We start from the raw sequence: 18,425 nt of genomic DNA, 5'->3' as shown, positions 1-18,425 counted from the left end.
GGCTGTTTCTCATGTTGTCTCCTTCTCGCCTCGCGGGGCGCGTGCGGTTTCTCGGTACCGCGTTAAAGGTCCAGCAGATTCTACACCTCCTGAACACACCGGGTGCAAGCAAACTGTCGGCCATTAGGTTACTTGACAACACCAGACTCAGGTTTTAATATGTTGGGCGTAGGGGATCAGTGGGGCGCAGCGAAAATAAAGTCGCCCTCGACCCCAGAAACACCACCTTCAGGAGGAACTCATGATGCGATTTGATCCTTTCCGCGACATCGAGGAACTTCAGCAGCGCGTCGACCGCATGTTCGGCTCGGGCACCAGCAACCACACTTCGCAGCGCTTCTCCCCCACTGTCGACATCCACGAGGATGACGGTGGTCTGGACATCAGCCTCGACCTGCCTGGCATCGACCCTGGCAACATCAAGCTGGAAGCCGAAAACAACACCGTGACCGTGCAGGCCGAGCGCAAATACGATCAGGGCGGGCGCACCGCGCACCGTGTCGAGCGCGCCTACGGCACCTTCGTGCGCACCTTCAACGTACCCCCGCGCTACGACCTCGGCAAGATCGAAGCGTTGTATGCCCACGGCACCCTGAGCCTGCGCGTACCCCGCGCCGAGGCTGCCCAGCGCCGCAGCATCCCCATCAAGGGAATGTCCAACGACGCCGTGCAAACCCTCGAAGCGGGAGCGGCGCAGCGTCCGCAGGCCATGCAGGAAAGTCAGAGCGAAGCCAGCCTGTCCTCGTAATCCACCATCCGGCAACAGGTAAAGAAGGAGGCGGACCTTTCAGGTCCGCTTCCTCTATTCTGCACGACCGCTTTGGCTCACCGTCGTTCAGGGTGATTAAACTTGCGCCATGAGCGAAGAGACGGAACAGCGGCTCCACGAGCTGATGCACGCCGAAGTGTACTGGACAGCACGCGCGATGCGAGAGCAGGGCAGCCATTTCTTCCAGAAGCTCGGCGAAGCGCTCGAGCGCGCTGACGCGCACAACCGCCGGAAAATCTACCAGACCTGGACCGAGGAACTCCTCGATTTTTACCGGCGCGGCCTCCAACTCGCTGCCACAGAGGAGTGAATTCACCCCGGAAACGCGACTTTCCCCGCATTGTCCCGTTATGCGAATTCCTCAAGATGACGCATGCCCGACCAGCCCTCTTTGCTCGCGGTCTTTGCTCATCCGGACGACGAAGCCTTTTCCAGCGGCGGTACGCTCGCGCACTACGCCAGACAGGGCGTGCGTATCACCCTGGCCTGCGCCACGCGCGGTGAGGCAGGCAAGATCACCGACCCCAGCCTTACCGTCGAGGACCTGGGGCGTTTTCGTGAGGCCGAGCTGCAGGCCGCCTGTCAGGCGCTCGGCATTCCTGACGCAGTCTTTCTTGATTACCACGACTCCGGTCGACAGGAACGGGTGCGCACGAATGACCCACGGGCGCTCATGAACGTGGACCCCTTCGAGGTGGAAGGCCGCCTGCTCGAACTGATCGGGCAGGTGCGCCCCCAGGTCATGCTGACCTTCGATCCGCACGGCGGCTATGGGCACATCGACCATCTGGTCATTCACCGCGCCGCGAGCGCCGCGTTCTTCTCAGGCGGTCATCGCTACTCCGGCCTGCGGCGGCTGTTCTTCACCGCCCTGCCCGTGGCCTTCACCCGCCGCTTCGCCGAGACCGGCATGCCCATGGATTACGAGCCCGAACGTTACGGCGTCAGCGACGAGACGCTGGCGGTCAGCCTCAACGTCAGCGCCCTCGCCGAGCACAAGCTCGCGGCGCTGCGCGCCCACGGCACGCAGACCGGCCCGAGTTCCCGGATGGGCCAGCTGTCCCACGAGGAGCGCGAGCGACATCAGCGTGACCTGGTTCATCGGGAATCGTTCAGCCTGGGCGGTTCCCGCGCCGCCGTGCCGTCTTATCCTCTCCGGGGATTTTTCGATGGCCTAAGCGGCTTCGAGCATTTGGACACGTAAGTGTGGGCAGACACGCTTTCCTGCTCGCCCCCGCTCGACTCGAGTTTGGGAGAACACCCAAACTCGAGTGGGAGGTACTTAACTTTCCCTGAGCGCTTGATACTCCCTCCTTCACCGTGCCCTGCTGTAGTGGGATGCGTGTCCCTGTGCCAGCTGTGCGAGCGAGACGTGCCGAAGCTGACGGTGCATCACCTCGTGCCGCGTTCGCAGGGCAGGCGCGGCGAGGCGCTGCCCACCTTGCTGATCTGTTTGGCCTGCCACCGCCAGCTGCACGTGCTGTTTTCCAACGAGGAGCTGGCACGCAGCCTGAATACGCGCGACAAACGCGTTTCGCACCCGGCCATGGAGCGCTTCTTGAAATGGGTGCGCAAACAAAGTCCACAGACCCACGTGCGCGTCCGGCGTGGCTGAGGCTCCAAAGTGCCACACAGGCCGAGTTCGCTATGCTGCGCGCATGGACCTTGCGGCGGCGATCACGGCAGGTGGCGCTTCACGGCGCTTCGGCGCGGACAAGGCGCGCCACCTCTGGCAGGGCCGCACCCTGCTCGAGCACGTGGCGGGGAGCCTGGAGATGTGCTCGCCGAAATTGCTGATCGCCCCGCCTGGAAAATATGACCTGCCATCGTGGCGAACCATTCCGGACGGGCGACCCGGCGAAGGACCACTGGCCGGTCTGGAAAGCGCGCTTTCCGAGGTGCCCGGCTGGCTGGCCTTCGCGGCGGTGGACCTGCCGCACCTCACCCCGCTCTTTTGGCAGCTTCTCGCCCGTCAGCGGTGTCACCACGCGCTGGCCGTGTGCCCGCTCGATCACGACGGAAGGCCTCAGCCGCTGGCGGCGCTGTACCACGCGAACCTGCTTCCCGCAGTCAGCCGCCTGCTGGACAGCGGTGAGCGTCGGCTGCGAGAGGTCCTGACGGCCAGCGAGACCTGTTTCTTGCCTTGGCCTGCCCTGGCCGACCTGGGAGCGTCGCTGTTTCATAATGTCAATTATCCGGCTGACGCGCCCTGAGCGCCGCCTGGCAGACCCGCCACGTTGCGCGGTCACTCGGGCCTCCGTCCCTACGCCAAATGGCCGAGTGGCCGGAAATTGAAAGCCGGTCGGGTTCGTGCGACCGGCCGCTCGTGTTAAAACCAGCAGGTGCTACAACCTGACAGTCTGCTGAAGTTCGTGTTTCCGTCCGATCCGCAAGTATCGCCCGACGGGCAGCAGGTGGCGTACGTCCTGACCCGCATCGAAGAAGAAGATCCACGAAAGCCCGACCCGGAATATCCCAAACCCAGGTATAAGAGCGCCGTCTACCTGGGAGGGCAGGGCGGGGTGCGTCAGCTGACCGCCGGCCTGAAGCGCGACAGTGCGCCGCGCTGGTCACCGGACGGCTCGCAGCTGCTGTTTGTGTCAGACCGCGAAGACAAACCCCAGCTTTTCGTGCTGTCCCTCTCGGGCGGTGAGGCGAGGCAGCTCACGGCGCTGAAGTCCGGCGTCGGAGAAGGCCAGTGGAGCCCTGACGGCCTGACGGTGGCCTTCCTGTCACGCGGTGACTTCGAGGACCGTGGCCCGGACCGTGGTGAGGCCCGCGTGGTCGAGAAGCTGCGCTACAAGTTCAACGGCGCCGGCTTTCTGCCCGACAAGACGCGTGACCTGTACCTGCTGAACGTCGAGAGTGGAGAGGCGCGAATCCTGCATGCCCCCCCAAGCGAGATCTCGGACTTCGTGTGGAAGCTGGACGGCTCGGGCTTGCTGTTCGTGTCATCAGTGGACGAACACAAAGAGGCGCTGTGGGAAAGTGAGGTTTTCGACGTCAACCTGTCCGGAGAAGTCCGCCAGCTGACCCGTTGGGGATCCAGCCTGAGCGGCCTGGCCGTGCATCCCTCCGGAGAGCGCTTCGTTGCCGTCGGGCATCCGGGCGACAAACGGAACACCGAAGATCCGCACGTGTTCGAGTTTTCCCTGCGCGCACCCGACAGCGCACCCCGCCGCCTCGACGCACAGGTTGATTTCCCGGTGGGCAACATCGTCGCGGGAGACTGCCACGTCGGCAGCTTTCCGGGCCGCCCAGTGTGGCTCGGAGACACCCTCACGCTGCTGTATACGGTCGGTGGGAGTTGCGGGCTCTTCGAACTCCTGCAGGGTGACAAACGCGAACGGGTGTTCCATCCGGGCCAGGTCGTGGCAGGATTCACGGCCAACGCGAACGGCAGCGCCTACCTGCTGGAAAGCGACCACGACTATCCTGAGGTGTACCTGAACGGCAAGAAAATCACCGACCTTGCGAGTACCCTCGGCGACTTCCCACGCCGCAGGGCCGAGCGCGTGACCGTCCAGAACGAAGACGGCGAAATCGAAGGCTGGGTGCTGCGGCCCGAACTCCAGGGAAGTCCAGCCCTGCTGACCATTCACGGCGGTCCGCATACGGCGTACGGGCACGGCTTCATGCATGAATTCCAGCTGCTGGCCGAGCGCGGCTACGCAGTGTGCTACTGCAATCCGCGCGGCTCGGTGGGATACGGTCAGGCCTGGAGTGAGGCGATCTACGGGCGTTGGGGCAGCATCGATCACGCCGACCTGCTGGCCTTCTTCGACGCCTGCCTGGAGCGCTTCCCTGACCTCGACCGCGCGCGCACGGCCGTGATGGGCGGCAGCTACGGCGGGTACATGACCAACTGGATCGTCGGTCACGACTCGCGCTTTCGCGCGGCCGTGACCGACCGTTCGATCTGCAATCTGGTCGCCTTCAACGGCACCTCCGATATTGCGCCGCGCTTCTGGCGTGACGAGCTGGGCCTCGAATACATCCGCGAAGGCGACATCGCCGGTCTGTGGGACATGAGCCCGCTCAAGTACGTCGGGCAAGTCCGGACACCCTCCCTGATCATTCACTCGGAGGAAGACCACCGCTGCCCCGTCGAGCAGGCCGAGCAGTGGTTCACCGCGCTTAAGCTGCTGGGCGTCGAGACGCGCTTTGTACGCTTTCCCGGCGAAAACCATGAGCTGTCGCGCTCGGGACGTCCGGACCGCCGCCTGGCGCGCCTCGGCGAGTACCTCGCCTGGCTGGACCGTCACCTGGCCTGAGTCTCTCGGGCAGAGCGCCGTGAGGCTGCGGCAGGAAGCTGATGTCCTGGCTTCCTGCCGCAGTCTTGATCCTCAGGTGTCCTTCAGGTGAGAAGCAACTTTATTCGGTAAACTGGGCATTCGCCATGACCACGCGACCCGCTGCCCCAGCACTCACGACACCTCCAGCGGAGACCGCGTCAACCGACGAAGCGCACACGTTGGCCAAACACGGTGCGGCGCGCATTGCCGCCATCGACCTGTTTCGCGGCCTGGCCATTCTGGAGGTCGTCCTACATCACCTCAGCGGCGTGGCCCTGCGTTTCACCCAGCCCGATACCCTGTTGCGCGAAGCCCTGATGATCACGAACCGCACCCTGCACTTCGCGGTTCCCGCCTTTTTGTTCATGACGGCGGTCGTGCTGACACGCGCGGCCCTGAAAGACTTCCGGCCCGGCAGATATTACTGGAACCGCGTCAAGAAGTCGCTGCTGCCCTACGTGCTCTGGACGGTGCTCTACGTCCTGTTTCGCGTATTCACCAGCCAGGACCCGCCGAGCGTGCTGACCGACGCGACACGCTGGCAGCTGTGGCTGCAGTACGGCAAGGGCTACTTTCACCTGTATTTCCTGCTGATCGCCCTGCAGTTTTATCTGGTGCTGCCCCTGCTGCTGCCGCTCGTGCGGCGTACACCACCCTTTCTTGTCATGCTGAGCGCGGCGTTCGCGCTGCAGTTTGCCGTGTACTTTCTCAATCGCAGCCCCCTGATCAATTTCCGCTATCCGGGGACCATGGCCCTCTGGTACATCCCGGCAATCACGCTGGGCATGTACTTCGGTGCGCACTACTCCTCGTTCGAGCGTTTCTGGCTCCGCTACCGTCCCTGGATCGTCGGAACTGCGCTGTTCGCCCTGATCTGGTACATCCCTCAGGGCGTGACCGTGCTCAGCGGCGGGCGGGTGAATACGATCGAGTACAGCTCGGCCAACTGGGTGTATACGACGGCCATGGCCCTGACGCTGTTCGGGGTGGCGCACTCCCTGGCCCGAGGTCCGGTGTGGCTGCAACGTCCCCTTGCCCTGCTGGGCGCCTCAAGCCTGCAGGTCTACCTGATTCACCCAGCGGTCCTGTTTTTCTTCAACCGCTGGGGCTACCCGGGTGAGACAGTGCTGTTTGTCCTGACCCTGCTGGGCTACGCGGTGCTGGCCCTGGCCATTCCGCTGGGCATCGCCCACGCGCTCAAAGGAAGCCGTCTTTCGCTGTGGCTGTTCGGCCGTTGAGGCTTCTCGGGCCAGTTCGTGCGATCAAGCCATAGCGCGCTCCGGCAATGACCGTGGGCTAGAATTTCATCATGCTGTTTCTTGCCTTGGTGCTGCTCGTGCTTGCGTACGTCGTGGGCAGCCTGCCACTCGGGTACTGGCTGCTGACCCGGCTGGGCTTCAACCCCCGCACGGTCTCGGCCTATAACCTTGGCGTGGAAAATGTCGTGCGTCAGCTTGGACCCACAGCGGCCCTGGCGAGCGCGGCCCTTGACCTGCTCAAGGGCTTCCTGGCGGTGCTGATGGCCTCCAGCCTCCAGCAGGCCGAGGTGGCCGTCATGGCGGGCCTCGCGGCCTTTGCCGGGCACCTTTACCCACCCCGCTTTCTGTTTCCCCACCTGCCTCCGCGCGGACGCGGAAACCTGGTGCTGCTGGGAGTGTTCGCCGGCCTGTATGTCGGCGGCCTGAGCCTGTGGATCACCTTGCTGCCGCTGGTCGTGTGGGCAGCGGTCATCGGCCTGTTCGGCTTCGCGTCTGCCGCGACGGTCGCTGGGCTCAGCGTCTTTGCGATCGCGCTTTCCCTGAGTGCTCTTCCCACAGCAGCCAAACTGGCCGGCTGGGCGCTGCTGGCCCTCTCGGCCTGGCGTTTCAAGGAAAACCTGGGCCGAATCGTGGACGGCACCGAACCGCGCGTCGGAGACGACGTACCGATGCGCGGCAAGAACCCCAAGCAGGTGGTGACGGCATTCATGATTCACCCGCTCACGGTGGCTGATTTCTGGGAAACCCGCCGATTCGCCTGGATGAAGCCGCTCGTCGAGCGCGGGGTCCTGACCGAACGCAGCGTACGCGCGTTTGCAGCCCAGCTGCGGCCTATGAAGCTGGGCGAGTTGCGCGGCATCAAGACGAGCGACGGCACCGAGATCCGCATGTACCTACTGTCGAGCCCATTGCTGCCCGACGTCATCCAGAACCAGCCTGAGCTGGCGGTGAAGCGCGCTATCGAGGGGGCGCGGCTCGCTCACGAGCTGGGCGCGAGCGTGGTCGGCCTGGGGGCATTCTGGAGCGTGGTCGGCAACAAAGGTGAGGCCGTCCAGAGCGCTGTGCCCGAAATCACCGTGACCAACGGCGGCGCCTATACCGCCGGAACGATCAAGGCGGCCATTCCGGGCATCCTGTCCCACTTCGAAAATGAAGGACGCGATCTCAAGCAGGCTGTGGCGGCCGTCGTGGGTGCCAATGGCGTGGTTTCCTTCGGAATCGCGCGCACCATCACCCCGCAGGTCCGCAAGGTCATTCTGGTCGGACGGGACCTGGAGCGCCTGGAGCGCAGCGCCGCCAGCCTGAGACGCCTCAACCCCGACACCGAGATTGTCACCACCATCGACATTGCGACGATCAGGGAGGCCGACCTGATCTTCAGCGCCACCTCGGACCCGAATCCGGTGATCTTTCCCGAGCACGTCAAGCACGGGGCCTGGATCTTCGACGAAGGACGCCCCGCCGACGTACACGACACCGTCGCCCTGCTGCCCGGCGTGCGTGTCATACCCGGGGGCGTGGTGCGTCCGCCCGGTCAGATGCGCACCAACATCGACGTCAAGTTCGGCGAGAGCAACGTGCCGGCCTGCCTGGCCGAAACCCTGATCATCGCCGCGACGGGAGAGCATGAGCGCAAGTCGCTCGGACCGCAAACCAAAACCGAGAATATTAACTTTTTCGTGGATCAGGCCGAAAAGCTCGGTTTCCGCGTAATCGACTGACCTCTCACCACGTCGCCACGACAGCTCACGCCACTGCCTGACTTGCGCCCGACCCGGGCATGCCCATCACGCCTCGCGCACATGGCGGCGCACAGGAGCGTCAGCTGGGGTGGGGCGCTGACGATTGGGCGCCGGGCGCTGTACACTACCCCGGTGAAGATGCACACGGTTCAAGTCGGCGACGTTCACCGCGATCTGCCCATTGTGGAGGTAGCTCCCGGGGTTTCCGTCGCCCTGTTCAACATGCTGGGCGACACCGAAGTGACCGAGGCGGCCGGTCGCGCCCTCGCGGAGCGCCTGCCGGAGGGCATCGATACCCTGGTCACGCCCGAAGTCAAGGCCCTGCCCCTGGCGCACGTCATTTCGCGGTATTCGGGCAAGCCCTATATCGTGATCCGCAAAACCCAAAAGCCCTACATGGTCGAACCGGTCATGCGTGAGGTCGTGTCGATTACCACTGGAAAGCCGCAGCTGCTGGTCCTTGACGGCTTCGACGTCGAGAAGGTGCGCGGCAAGAAGGTCGCCATCGTGGACGACGTGGTGTCGAGCGGTGGGACGCTCCAGAGCCTCACGGCGATCATCGAGGAGGTCGGCGGCACCGTCGCGGCGGTGGTGGCGGTGTTCACCGAAGGCGCCGAGCGTCCTGAGGTAATCTCGCTGGGTCATCTGCCGCTTTTTGGCTGAAACGGAAGTCGGACGCCAAGGCTGCCGATGAACGCCGCAGTCCTTTGCCGCGCCGGCACCTTCCTCGTTACACTCTCCCCATGACAGCCAACAGCTTCACCGTCACCGTCGGCCGTGTTTCGAGGGAACTGCCCACCATCGAGGTCGGCGAAATGGGCCGCGTGCCCCTGGTCGAATTCCTGGGTGATGTGGAATTCACCAATGCCGTCGCCGACGAACTGCGCGCGCTGGTGCCTGAAGACGCCGAAATGCTGATGTCGGTCAGCACCACCTGCATTCCCCTCACGCACGCCCTGAGCGAGCGGACCGGACTGCCTTACGTGATCGTGCGCAAGAAACGCCGCACCTACCTGCGCGATCCTCTTATCCAGGAAGTCCAGAGCATGACCTTGGGTGTGAACGAGACACTGTGGCTCGACGGACGGCACGCGGCGCGCCTGCGCGGTCGTCGGGTCGTCATCCTCACCGACGTCGTGTCGACGGGCGGCACCAGCCTCGCCATGGCCCGGCTCGTCGAGCGTGCCGGCGGTCAGCTGAGCTGCTTTCTGAGCGCTTTCCGGCAGGGCGAGCCGGGCATCGACGTGAAGTACCTGCAGGAATTGCCCAAAGTTCTTTGAGGCGTGAAGTTCGCTGATGCGGACCTGCGCCCGTTTCGGAGCACCTGAGAACATACTCAGTGCTCCTGCAGTGCGGCAACCTCGTCGCTGAGGGCACCCACCGGGTTCGGCCTTGCCTGCTTCGTTTTGCCTGCTTCGTTCCGTCGTCCACGCAACCCGGTGTTACTCTTCGAAGATCTTGCCAGGATTGAGCAGGCCATAAGGATCGAACAGGCTTTTGATTTCACGCATCGCGTCGAGCGCCTCACCGTGCTCGTCTCGCAGGTACTTGCGTTTGCGGATACCCACGCCGTGCTCGCCCGTGCAGGTCCCGCCCATGCGCAGCGCCTCTCGGGTGATAGTGTCCGAAACAAGCGCGATGCGCTCCCAGGTCGCGGCGTCCTCCGGAGCAGCGTGAAACAGCAAATGAAAGTTACCATCGCCCACGTGCCCCACGATGGGCGCATGAAGCTGGTGCTCGCGCAGGAGCTGCTGAGTGATGGCGATGGCCCCTGGCAAGGCGGCAATTGGGACGCACACATCGCCCAGGCGGTTGGAGTGACCCGGATACATGGCGCGCAGGGCGTAATAGACGTGGTGACGCGCGGTCCAGAGTTCAGTGCGCTGAGCTTCGGTCGTCGCGCGTCCCGTGACCGCGCCGCCCGACTCGCGGCACAATTCCTCGACGAGGGCAAGCTGGGTGGCCACGTCAGCTCCATCGCGTCCGATCACTTCGATCCACAAAGTGGGCTGCTCGGCATCCGAGCGACCCTTGTAGAAATTCACAGCCCGAATGGTCTCGGCGTCCACCAGCTCCAGCCGCTGAGGACCGATGCCCGCCCCGATGATCATGACAGTTGCGGTGACCGCGTCATCCACGGACGCAAAGCTCACCTGCATACTGGCCGCGCTCGCGGGCAGCGGCCACAGGCGCACCGTGAGTTCGGTGATTACGCCGAGGGTACCTTCGGAACCCAGAAACAGGTGTTTGAGGTCATAACCGGCACTGCTCTTGGGGGCGCGGCTGCCGACGCGAAGGACGCGCCCGTCGAGCAGCGCAACGCGCATTTCCAGGACGTTGTCCCGCATCGTGCCGTACTTCACTGCCGCCGTGCCGCTCGCCCCGGTCGCCGCCATGCCGCCCAGTGAGGCCTCGGCACCAGGGTCGACCGCGAAGAACAGGCCATGCGGTCTGGCCTGACGCGACAGTTCGGGGTACAACACCCCAGGCTCGACCGTTGCGCTGAAGTTCGCGCTCTCGATGAGGAGCACACGGTTCATGCGTGTCAGGTCGAGGCTGATTCCACCACGCCACGGAACGGCGTTGCCTTCCAGGCCGCTGCCTGCTGCATAGGGCGTGATCGGCACGTGCAGTTCGCGCGCCAGGCGCAGGGCCGCCACTACGTCGGCTTCCGACTCGGCATATACGACGGCCTGGGGGGCGTGAGTATCGGGGTAGCCTTCATCGCGCCCGTGCGCGATGAGATCGGCTTTCACCGTGCTGACCCGCTCCCCGAACACCTCGCGCAGCCGCAAGAGCTGCTGGTCCTCCAACTCCCGAATGGTCATGGGTTCAGCCTAACTCGCCTGGAGCCTTAAAGCGTTTGTCCACTCCACCCTTGGCGGAAGACACACCATCAATTCCGTTGTCCTGCGCAAGACGCCCTGAAGGACGCCTGCCCGCGTCTTGGGCAGAACGGACGCCCATGAGGATGCCTGCCCGCTTCCAAACGCTCCTGGTCAAGGTCACTCGCTCCCCGCGCTGACACCGTGCCCAAAAGCGGTTTCGGGCACTGCGCGCTCTCCGCTCGGTCAAAGACATGGATCAAAAACCTATCCATGTCTTTGACAACCGCTTTAGGGCCGCAGACTGCGCAACCACGCCCAGGCAGCCTCGGCAGAGCGCACGCGCGCACCCCGTGAGGCCGGGAACCAATCCAGCAGGGCCTGAATACTGCCCATGCTCCCCTCAGCGACACTGCCGGGATCGCCAAAAATCACCTTGTGATCTCCGTCGGACAGCCAGAGCAGGCCTCCGGGTGGCAGAAAGGTCGACTCGCCGACCTTTCGGGCCGGTCCGAGCCACACGGCGTCAATCTCTGCTTCATCGGCGGGGTTCCGTGTGCCGGGCAGACAGCCGTAGTTCACCGGAGCAGGGAGAGGCTCTTCACGGTAAAACTCCACGGCTGCCCCGCTTTCCGTCTGTCGCCAGATAAAGCGGCGACGCTCGCCGAGCCGCCACTCGACCACGCCGCGCACGCCCTGAAGCGCGCCGGCCTGCCCGCTGATCAAGGCGCACCGCCGGGCGCGGGTGGCGCGGGAGCGCTGGACGGCGCGACCGGAACCTCTTCGAGTTCGAACTGACGCAGGATCGCGCCTTCAAAAAGCACCACCGCCCGGTAGAACCCAGGCTCCGGCGCACCCAGACGGAATTGCGCGGTGGGTTCGCGGATGTCGAGGTAGACGCGGTCGCGCCCCAGTTCGGTGTCGTCACGGAACCAGGCGACCGTCAGAAAACCCGACTTGCTGCGCGCGTCGAGGCGCACAGTCAGCGTCAGGTCGCCGCCGTCGCGGGCCAGGAGCCCCTCACTGAGGCGGGCCGGAAATTCGCCTTGCAGGGTCGGCGGCGCCAGCGGAAATGTGGTGTAGCGGCAGGCGGAAAGACCAAGCGAAAGAAACGCCGCCATCAAGAAAACAGTTCGCCTGAAAAGGCTGCTCGATTCTGTGTTCATGCTTAGACTCCTGTGGCCGCGATGGCACCCAGCAGCGCCAGCGGGGCCGTCTCGGCGCGCAGAATACGCTGGCCAAGCGTGACCGCGTGGTAACCACGCGACCGAAGCAGGGCGATCTCCTGCTCGGAAAAGCCACCTTCCGGACCGCTGACCAGGGTCGGCCCCACCGACCAGTCGAGCAGCGCGGTCAGTCGGGATGTGCTGCCAGGATGGGCCACGAATCCCTGGGTCGTTTCGGGCAGAGCGCTGAGGGGAATCGGCCTGAGTACGACTGGAACTACGGCACGGCGCGACTGTTTGGCGGCTTCCTGAGCGACTCGGTCCAGGCGCTGGAGTTTGGCATTGCCGATTTCGGGCACATCCGCAAAGCGGGTGCTGAGCAGCTGAATTCGGGAGACCCCCAGTTCCGTGGAGGCGCGCACGACATCGGTGAGCTTGTCTCCCTTGAGCAGGGCGACAGCCAGCGTCACCGGTTGCGGGGTTTCCGGCGCAGCGTCAACCAGCGCGCCCAGACGCAGCTCGGCCAACTCGTCGTCCAGCCGCACGAGGCTCGCCTGCGCTTCCTGACCGTGGCCGTCGAACACCCGGACGATGTCGCCGGGCGTCAGGCGCAGGACACGCAGGTGACGCGCTTCACGCGCCGTGAGCGTAATGGACTCCTGCAGGAAATCGACCCGGACGCGGTGCATGACTTCAGGCCTGCGCCACGACCAGCACCCAGTCACCCTGGGTGCGGCTTTGCGCGTTTTGGAATCCCTCCCGTGCCAGGGCGTCAAGCACCAGGGGCAGCTTGCCCGTCAGGATGCCGGTGAGTACCACCTGGCCTCCAGGCGCGATGACTTCGCGGTACTGACTCATCAGAATGTCGTGCAGCTCAGCGTATAGGTTCGCCACGAGCACATCGAAAGGCTGAGCCGCCGGCACCTCACTGAGGGTGCCTTCCATAAAGGTCAGCGTTCCCGCACTGCCGGGCCGGACGAAGTGGTCGTCCAGGCGTAAAAAGCCGTTCAGTCGGGCGTTTTCCTCGGCGGCCGGAATGGTCACCGGGTCGATGTCCACGCCGATCACCTCGCCCGCACCCAACAGTGCCGCGGCCAACGCCAGCACCCCCGAGCCGGTGCCGACATCCAGCACACGAGGCTGCAGCGCCCAGGAACGCTCGCTCAGGGCCTCGACGGCCAGGCGGGTGGTTTCGTGGTGCCCGGTGCCAAACGCCATTCCCACCTCGATCAGCAGCGGACGTTGGCCCGGCGGAACCTCGCTTGCCAGCCAGGGCGGGGCAATGGCGAAGGCGCCTGCCTGCACAGGCTTCAGGTCCTTCTTCCAGCCTTCCTGCCAATCCTGATCGGGCTCTTCGGTCCACTCACCCAAGAGCGGGACATCCATTTTCTCGGAGAAGTAGGCGAGCACGGTCTCGCCGTGTTCCTCGAGGCCCTGGGCGCCGGCGCTCCACAAGGTGTCGAGGTCCACTTCGCGCGCATCGAGGGTGCCGGGCAAGCGAAAAATCCACATGATCCAAGTGTAGTGCAGACGCTTGGACTGCCGACGCACCGGCTGGCCTTTTTGTCGTATTTTGAGAGTGTGGAAAACACACTGCAACGAGCGTGGAATCGGGCCCATGCAGACCAGACTTCCCGTCCTGGCTCGGTCCGGGTCCACTACTGGAGCTGACAGGACGCATGTCGCCGTTCAGCCCCGAGATGCTCGCCCAGGTGTATGACGAACTGGCCGCTCAGACATCCACCGAATCCCTCGTTTCTGCTCTGCTTTCGCACCTCACGCGCGGCACGAACGGTCGGGCGAACGTCTGGATGCTCGACCAGCAGTTGCGGTCGATGTCGGCGCAGTGGCGCGAGGAGCCGTCCGCCTGGCCGCCGCTGAGAAGGGCCCTGCGCGAGTCCTTTGACACGGCGCGGCCGCATGAGCTGCTGTGCGAAGGGAGCCAACGGCCTGAAAACCCGCCTGAGCACAGCCGTCACGCGCTCGTGCTGCCTCTGGCGGTACGGGGTGAGGTTCAGGCGGTGATACTGATCGAGCAAGGCGCACCTTTCGGCGAAGCCAGAGGCCCGCTCGTCGTATTCGCGAAGGCTGTGGCAGGATTGCTGGTGCAGCTTCGTGAGCGCCACCGCGCGGCCGCCACCGCCAAGCTGGCACAAGCGCTGCCGGGACAGGGTGCCGAGGAAGCATCCCGTTCGGCGCTGGACCATTTGCGCCGCTTCACCCCGGTCAAGACCGTCACGCTGCTCGACTACCGTGACGCTACCTTGCGTCCCAGTGGACGCGACGACAGAGCGCCGAGCCTGCCAGTAGAATGGCCGCCTTCGATGTTACACTCGCTGCGGCACGGAGAGCCGAGCCTGGGTGAGGACTTCATGCTGTGCCCGGTTGCCGGGCGCCACCGCGCCCGACGGGCACTCTGGGCAGAATTTGGAACCGCGAAGTGGTCCCAGGCCGATGCCATTCTGTTTCAGATGGTCGCCCGCCTGCTTGGTTCCGCGCTGGAGCGTTTCGATGTGCAGGCGCAGCTCTCGAGCCAGCTGCGCCTGCAGCGCGAACTGCTGAGCGTCCCCCCCGAGGGACTCTACCTGCCGTTGCTGCAAGAAGCCGTCCGACTTGTTCCCGGCGCAGGGGCCGGCAGTCTGTTGGTCCGCGTCGACGACCGTTTTCATTACCGCGCCTGGGTCGGCTATGAGCGTGAGGAACTGCAGGATGTCAGCTTTATGGTGTCCGATACCCGTGACACCTGGTACGGGCTCGATGACGCCGCGTGGCTGGCCGGAGTTCCACGGGTACTCAGCCAGGGCAGCATCGTGCAGCAGGGCGCGGGCTATCAGGTGCAAAGTCAACTGATTGCCGCCTGCCTGCCGTCCACCCACCTCCTGCACGCCAACCTGTGTGTGCCCATCTTGTACCAAGGGCAGGTGTACGCGGTGCTGAACCTCGATTCGGTCCGGGACCCCGACGCCTTCGGGGCAGATTCAGTTGATGTCGCCCGCGCGTTCGCGGCGCAGGCAGCGGCCCTGATTCATCATGCCGAGCAGCGGCAGCTGATCGAGAACGCCGCGCGAACGGACACCCTGACGGGCTTGCCCAACCGGCGTGCGTTCAACGAGGCGCTCACGCGTGCGGTGAAGGGTGCCGGGCGCAATCTACAGCCGGTCTCGATGCTGGTGCTCGATCTGAGCGGTTTCAAGGGAATCAACGACCGCTTCGGGCACGCTGCCGGAGACCAGGTGCTCGTGCAGATCGCCCAGGCACTTCAGCAGCAATTGCGCGGTGAGGATCAGGTGTTCCGCTGGGGCGGTGACGAATTCGCGGTGCTGCTTCCCTTTACGGACGGGCGTGGCGCGGTGCAGGTGGCCGGAAGACTGGCCGACTCCGTGGGAGAACTCTCCACCGCCAACACCAACCTGCGCGCCAATATCGGCATTGCAACGGCATGTGGCGAAGCGCTGTGCGGCGAGACGTTGCTGCGTCAGGCCGACGCCGCGATGTACCGTGCCAAGGCGAGCGGCCGACCGTACGCCATCAGCTCAGGCTGAACGCCGGGCGCTGCCCTGCTGGTGCGAGAAGTCTGCACGGGCGCGGCGCGTCCTTACGCCACATTTGCCATAATCGAGCGCATGAAACTGGCAATCGTCGGCGTGGGCAAGCTGGGGCTTTCACTTCTGGAGGGCCTGACCCGCCGGGGAGTGGTCCAGGGGAGCGACATCGGCCTGCTGGACATCAACGCGGTGCGCGTCCAGCAGCTGTCGGAACGTTTCGGGGCGCGTGTTTTGACCCCAGGAGACCTGGCCCAGGTCGGGCGTATCGCGCTGTGTCTCCAGCCACGCACCTTTCCGGGTGCCGTGGAATGGCTCGCGCAACCCAACACCGGCTATCTCTCCACCATGGCCGGAGTCAGCGTCGCCACCTTGTCGCGCCGCCTGGGCACACGCCGGGTGGTGCGGGCCATGCCCAGCCTCGCCGCAACCATCGGCAAGGCGCAGACGGCCATCACGGCGCCCAAGGAAGCCGTTGACGCGGGCGATCTTGACTTTGCCCGTTCGCTGTTTGGCGCGGTCGGTGATGTCTATGAACTGCCCGAGCACCTGTTCAATACCTTCACCGGCATGAGTGCCTCGGGACCGGCTTACGCGGCGGTGTTTGCCGAGGGCCTCGCCGACGGTGCGGTGCGCATGGGCCTTTCGCGTCCGCTGGCGCAAGAACTCGCCGCCAAGCTGTTGATCGCGTCGGGAGAACTGCTGCTGGGACGCGCGCATCCGGGCCTCCTCAAAGACGAGGTCGCCTCGCCGGGCGGCACGACCATTGCCGGACTGGCCGAGCTTGAGCGCGGAGCGGTGCGTTCTGCCCTGATCGAAGCCGTGGTGGCCGCCACCAAACGCGGCGCCGAGCTTGGCAAGGACGACGAGCAGTAGCCGCCGGGCGGACACAGGCCCTTTTATTCAGCAAGCGGTCTTCAGAAGACGCTAAGCTGAATTTCATGCGAAGAGTCGTCGGGCTGCTGCTCCTGGCCGCCACCAGCGTGTCGCTGGCAGCGGGCAATTATTATCCCAGCGCGCCGGGCACCACCTGGAAGCTGTCGAACGGCGAGGTGCAGCGCCTGCTCCAGCCGCAGACACTGCGTGGAGTCAAGGTCACGCCCCTGCAGCACCTCATCGGCGGCAAACTGGTCTCCGAGGATCTGCTGGAATTCCGCGACGGGGCCGTGTACCTGCGCGCGACCCGCTCTGGCGGCAAGCTCAACTGGTACGAGCCGCCGCTGACCGTGTACCCGGCGAGCCCGCTCACACCCGGCCAGAGCTGGACCAGCAGCTCGGGTGGTCTGACCCTGACCGCGCGGGTGATGGGCCAGGAAGCCCTGAGTATGCCGGCAGGACGCTTCAACGCGCTGGTCATCCGTAACGACGTCTCGACCAGTTCCGGTGCGGCCAGCTCCTCGTACAGCTATTTCGTGCCGGGTATTGGAACCGTGCGGTACTCCAGCGGAAACGGCAGCTCAGTCGATCTGGTGAAGTAGCGCCACTCAAATCGTGCCGGGATCGTTGTCTCACAATCAAAAAACGCCCGGGAGTGTCCCGGGCGTTTCATTCTCAGGACCTCAGGGCAGCGGAAAGCGGCTGGTAAACGCCCTGACTTCCTCGCGGATCAACTGCGCATCCTCGCCACGCAGGGTGCGGTCGATCAGGTCGGCGATCAGGCTCATGTCGCTTTCGATCATGCCACGTGTCGTGACGGCCGGGGTGCCGATGCGGATACCGCCTCCGTGCAGGATTTTCTCGGTGTCGTACGGCAGGGTGCTCTTGGAGATGGTGATGTGTGCCGCGTCGAGGAGCTTCGTTGCCTTGGTGCCGTTCAGACCCTGCGGACGCAGATCGAGCACCAGCAGGTGGTTGTCGGTGCCGCCGGACACGATGCGGTAGCCACGCTCCTGAAAGGCCACCGCGAGTGCCTGTGCATTCTTGATGACCTGCGCGCCGTACACCTTGAACGAAGGCTGCAGCGCCTCGAAGAGGGCCACGGCTTTACCGGCGATGACATGCTCCAGGGGGCCACCCTGGGTGCCTGGAAAGACCATGCGGTCGATCTTGGCACCGATCTCCGGGTCGCTGGAGAAGATGATGCCGCTGCGCGGCCCGCGCAAGGTCTTGTGGGTGGTGCTGGTCACGACGTGTGCATGCGGCACCGGGCTGGGGTGCAAGCCCGCTGCCACGAGACCGGCGATGTGGGCGATGTCGGCCATCAGGTAGGCACCCACCTCGTCGGCGATGGCCCGGAAAGCCGCGAAGTCAATGGTGCGAGAGTATGCGCTGGCACCCGCGATGATCAGCTTGGGGCGGTGCTCCAGCGCGAGTGAGCGCACCTCGTTCATGTCCAGCAGTTCGGTCTGCTCGTTGACCTGGTAGCTGATGACCTCGTAGTTCAGACCTGAGAAGTTCACCGGGCTGCCGTGGGTCAGGTGCCCGCCGTGGCTGAGGTTCATGCCCAGCACCTTGTCGCCCTTTTGCAGCAGCGCGAAGTACACGGCCAGGTTGGCGCTTGAGCCACTGTGTGGCTGCACGTTGGCCCAGGCGGCGCCAAAGAGCTCCTTGGCGCGTTCGATGGCCAGACGCTCCACTTCATCCACCACTTCACAGCCGCCGTACCAGCGCTTGCCAGGGTAACCTTCGGCGTACTTGTTGGTCAGCACACTGCCGACCGCTTCACGCACCGCAGACGAGGTGAAGTTTTCAGAGGCAATCAGTTCGAGGCCTTCGAACTGGCGCTGGCGTTCACGGTCAATCAACGCGAATACCGTCGGGTCACGCAGGTTGTCTTCTCGCAGGTCACCGGGGTTATGGGCGGTCTGGGTCATGTGGGCACTCCCTT

19 protein-coding genes are annotated in these 18,425 nt (G+C 64.7%); 13 read left to right on the top strand and 6 right to left on the bottom strand.

Translation table 11 applies throughout. From position 1 onward, the window contains the following. Positions 1 to 241: 241 nt before the first annotated feature. The 10 genes from DEIPE_RS16895 (at position 242) to DEIPE_RS16850 (ending at position 9,345) form a co-directional block, all read left to right on the top strand. On the top strand, positions 242 to 748 hold the full coding sequence (locus DEIPE_RS16895) for an Hsp20/alpha crystallin family protein (RefSeq protein ID WP_015237191.1): 507 nt from the start codon (positions 242 to 244) through the stop codon (positions 746 to 748). A gap of 109 nt (positions 749 to 857) precedes the next feature. After that, the gene (locus tag DEIPE_RS16890) at positions 858 to 1,079 is read left to right on the top strand and encodes a hypothetical protein (RefSeq protein ID WP_015237190.1); all 222 of its coding nucleotides are present in this window, start codon (positions 858 to 860) and stop codon (positions 1,077 to 1,079) included. A 63-nt stretch (positions 1,080 to 1,142) separates the two neighbouring features. Then, entirely contained in the window at positions 1,143 to 1,973 is an 831-nt protein-coding gene (locus DEIPE_RS16885) for a PIG-L deacetylase family protein (RefSeq protein ID WP_015237189.1), read from the top strand. Positions 1,974 to 2,111: 138 nt separating this feature from the next. Then, positions 2,112 to 2,384: an HNH endonuclease gene (locus DEIPE_RS16880; protein WP_015237188.1), complete on the top strand. Its 273-nt coding sequence runs from the start codon at positions 2,112 to 2,114 to the stop codon at positions 2,382 to 2,384. Positions 2,385 to 2,427: 43 nt separating this feature from the next. Further along, positions 2,428 to 2,982: a molybdenum cofactor guanylyltransferase gene (mobA, locus tag DEIPE_RS16875; RefSeq protein WP_015237187.1), complete on the top strand. Its 555-nt coding sequence runs from the start codon at positions 2,428 to 2,430 to the stop codon at positions 2,980 to 2,982. A 129-nt stretch (positions 2,983 to 3,111) separates the two neighbouring features. Further along, entirely contained in the window at positions 3,112 to 5,043 is a 1,932-nt protein-coding gene (locus DEIPE_RS16870; protein ID WP_015237186.1) for a S9 family peptidase, read from the top strand. 125 nt (positions 5,044 to 5,168) lie between these two features. After that, positions 5,169 to 6,302, top strand: coding sequence for an acyltransferase (locus DEIPE_RS16865; RefSeq protein WP_157448909.1), 1,134 nt, complete (start codon positions 5,169 to 5,171; stop codon positions 6,300 to 6,302). A gap of 71 nt (positions 6,303 to 6,373) precedes the next feature. Continuing rightward, positions 6,374 to 8,044, top strand: coding sequence for a glycerol-3-phosphate acyltransferase (locus DEIPE_RS16860; RefSeq protein WP_015237184.1), 1,671 nt, complete (start codon positions 6,374 to 6,376; stop codon positions 8,042 to 8,044). 153 nt (positions 8,045 to 8,197) lie between these two features. Continuing rightward, entirely contained in the window at positions 8,198 to 8,728 is a 531-nt protein-coding gene (locus tag DEIPE_RS16855; protein WP_041231684.1) for a phosphoribosyltransferase family protein, read from the top strand. 80 nt (positions 8,729 to 8,808) lie between these two features. Next, positions 8,809 to 9,345: a phosphoribosyltransferase family protein gene (locus tag DEIPE_RS16850; protein ID WP_015237182.1), complete on the top strand. Its 537-nt coding sequence runs from the start codon at positions 8,809 to 8,811 to the stop codon at positions 9,343 to 9,345. Between the two features lie 162 nt (positions 9,346 to 9,507). Here the strand turns inward: DEIPE_RS16850 and DEIPE_RS16845 are convergent, their stop codons facing one another. From DEIPE_RS16845 to DEIPE_RS16825, 5 genes are all read right to left on the bottom strand, one after another. Further along, complete coding sequence (locus tag DEIPE_RS16845; protein ID WP_015237181.1) at positions 9,508 to 10,893, bottom strand: FAD-binding oxidoreductase; 1,386 nt, start codon at positions 10,891 to 10,893, stop codon at positions 9,508 to 9,510. Between the two features lie 288 nt (positions 10,894 to 11,181). Next, the gene (locus tag DEIPE_RS16840; protein WP_015237180.1) at positions 11,182 to 11,616 is read right to left on the bottom strand and encodes an inorganic pyrophosphatase; all 435 of its coding nucleotides are present in this window, start codon (positions 11,614 to 11,616) and stop codon (positions 11,182 to 11,184) included. Next, positions 11,613 to 12,056: a hypothetical protein gene (locus tag DEIPE_RS16835; RefSeq protein WP_015237179.1), complete on the bottom strand. Its 444-nt coding sequence runs from the start codon at positions 12,054 to 12,056 to the stop codon at positions 11,613 to 11,615. The genes DEIPE_RS16840 and DEIPE_RS16835 overlap by 4 nt, the downstream gene beginning before the upstream one ends. Before the next feature lie 2 nt (positions 12,057 to 12,058). After that, positions 12,059 to 12,745, bottom strand: a complete 687-nt coding sequence (locus tag DEIPE_RS16830; protein WP_015237178.1) for a 16S rRNA (uracil(1498)-N(3))-methyltransferase — start codon at positions 12,743 to 12,745, stop codon at positions 12,059 to 12,061. Positions 12,746 to 12,749: 4 nt separating this feature from the next. Then, complete coding sequence (locus DEIPE_RS16825; RefSeq protein ID WP_041231680.1) at positions 12,750 to 13,568, bottom strand: 50S ribosomal protein L11 methyltransferase; 819 nt, start codon at positions 13,566 to 13,568, stop codon at positions 12,750 to 12,752. Positions 13,569 to 13,735: 167 nt separating this feature from the next. On the opposite strand from DEIPE_RS16825, the gene DEIPE_RS22480 reads away from it, so the two are divergent. The 3 genes from DEIPE_RS22480 (at position 13,736) to DEIPE_RS16810 (ending at position 17,076) form a co-directional block, all read left to right on the top strand. Further along, complete coding sequence (locus DEIPE_RS22480; protein ID WP_015237176.1) at positions 13,736 to 15,598, top strand: GGDEF domain-containing protein; 1,863 nt, start codon at positions 13,736 to 13,738, stop codon at positions 15,596 to 15,598. A gap of 81 nt (positions 15,599 to 15,679) precedes the next feature. Further along, entirely contained in the window at positions 15,680 to 16,474 is a 795-nt protein-coding gene (proC, locus tag DEIPE_RS16815; RefSeq protein ID WP_015237175.1) for a pyrroline-5-carboxylate reductase, read from the top strand. 65 nt (positions 16,475 to 16,539) lie between these two features. After that, positions 16,540 to 17,076, top strand: a complete 537-nt coding sequence (locus DEIPE_RS16810; RefSeq protein WP_015237174.1) for a hypothetical protein — start codon at positions 16,540 to 16,542, stop codon at positions 17,074 to 17,076. An 81-nt stretch (positions 17,077 to 17,157) separates the two neighbouring features. On the opposite strand, the gene glyA is transcribed toward DEIPE_RS16810, so the two are convergent. Next, positions 17,158 to 18,411 (bottom strand): serine hydroxymethyltransferase, encoded by a 1,254-nt coding sequence (glyA, locus tag DEIPE_RS16805; protein WP_015237173.1) that lies wholly within the window; start codon positions 18,409 to 18,411, stop codon positions 17,158 to 17,160. Positions 18,412 to 18,425 lie beyond the last annotated feature (14 nt).

Source organism: Deinococcus peraridilitoris DSM 19664 (assembly GCF_000317835.1).
GTDB lineage: Bacteria > Deinococcota > Deinococci > Deinococcales > Deinococcaceae > Deinococcus_A > Deinococcus_A peraridilitoris.
This window is presented reverse-complemented; position numbering and strand designations above follow the sequence as displayed.

Coding starts and splice junctions, on each gene's coding strand:
- DEIPE_RS16895 (WP_015237191.1), top strand. CDS start 242: ATGATGCGATTTGATCCTTTCCGCGACATCGAGGAACTTCAGCAGCGC.
- DEIPE_RS16890 (WP_015237190.1), top strand. CDS start 858: ATGAGCGAAGAGACGGAACAGCGGCTCCACGAGCTGATGCACGCCGAA.
- DEIPE_RS16885 (WP_015237189.1), top strand. CDS start 1,143: ATGCCCGACCAGCCCTCTTTGCTCGCGGTCTTTGCTCATCCGGACGAC.
- mobA (WP_015237187.1), top strand. CDS start 2,428: ATGGACCTTGCGGCGGCGATCACGGCAGGTGGCGCTTCACGGCGCTTC.
- DEIPE_RS16865 (WP_157448909.1), top strand. CDS start 5,169: ATGACCACGCGACCCGCTGCCCCAGCACTCACGACACCTCCAGCGGAG.
- DEIPE_RS16860 (WP_015237184.1), top strand. CDS start 6,374: ATGCTGTTTCTTGCCTTGGTGCTGCTCGTGCTTGCGTACGTCGTGGGC.
- DEIPE_RS16850 (WP_015237182.1), top strand. CDS start 8,809: ATGACAGCCAACAGCTTCACCGTCACCGTCGGCCGTGTTTCGAGGGAA.
- DEIPE_RS16845 (WP_015237181.1), bottom strand. CDS start 10,893: ATGACCATTCGGGAGTTGGAGGACCAGCAGCTCTTGCGGCTGCGCGAG.
- DEIPE_RS16835 (WP_015237179.1), bottom strand. CDS start 12,056: ATGAACACAGAATCGAGCAGCCTTTTCAGGCGAACTGTTTTCTTGATG.
- DEIPE_RS16830 (WP_015237178.1), bottom strand. CDS start 12,745: ATGCACCGCGTCCGGGTCGATTTCCTGCAGGAGTCCATTACGCTCACG.
- DEIPE_RS16825 (WP_041231680.1), bottom strand. CDS start 13,568: ATGTGGATTTTTCGCTTGCCCGGCACCCTCGATGCGCGCGAAGTGGAC.
- DEIPE_RS22480 (WP_015237176.1), top strand. CDS start 13,736: ATGTCGCCGTTCAGCCCCGAGATGCTCGCCCAGGTGTATGACGAACTG.
- proC (WP_015237175.1), top strand. CDS start 15,680: ATGAAACTGGCAATCGTCGGCGTGGGCAAGCTGGGGCTTTCACTTCTG.
- DEIPE_RS16810 (WP_015237174.1), top strand. CDS start 16,540: ATGCGAAGAGTCGTCGGGCTGCTGCTCCTGGCCGCCACCAGCGTGTCG.
- glyA (WP_015237173.1), bottom strand. CDS start 18,411: ATGACCCAGACCGCCCATAACCCCGGTGACCTGCGAGAAGACAACCTG.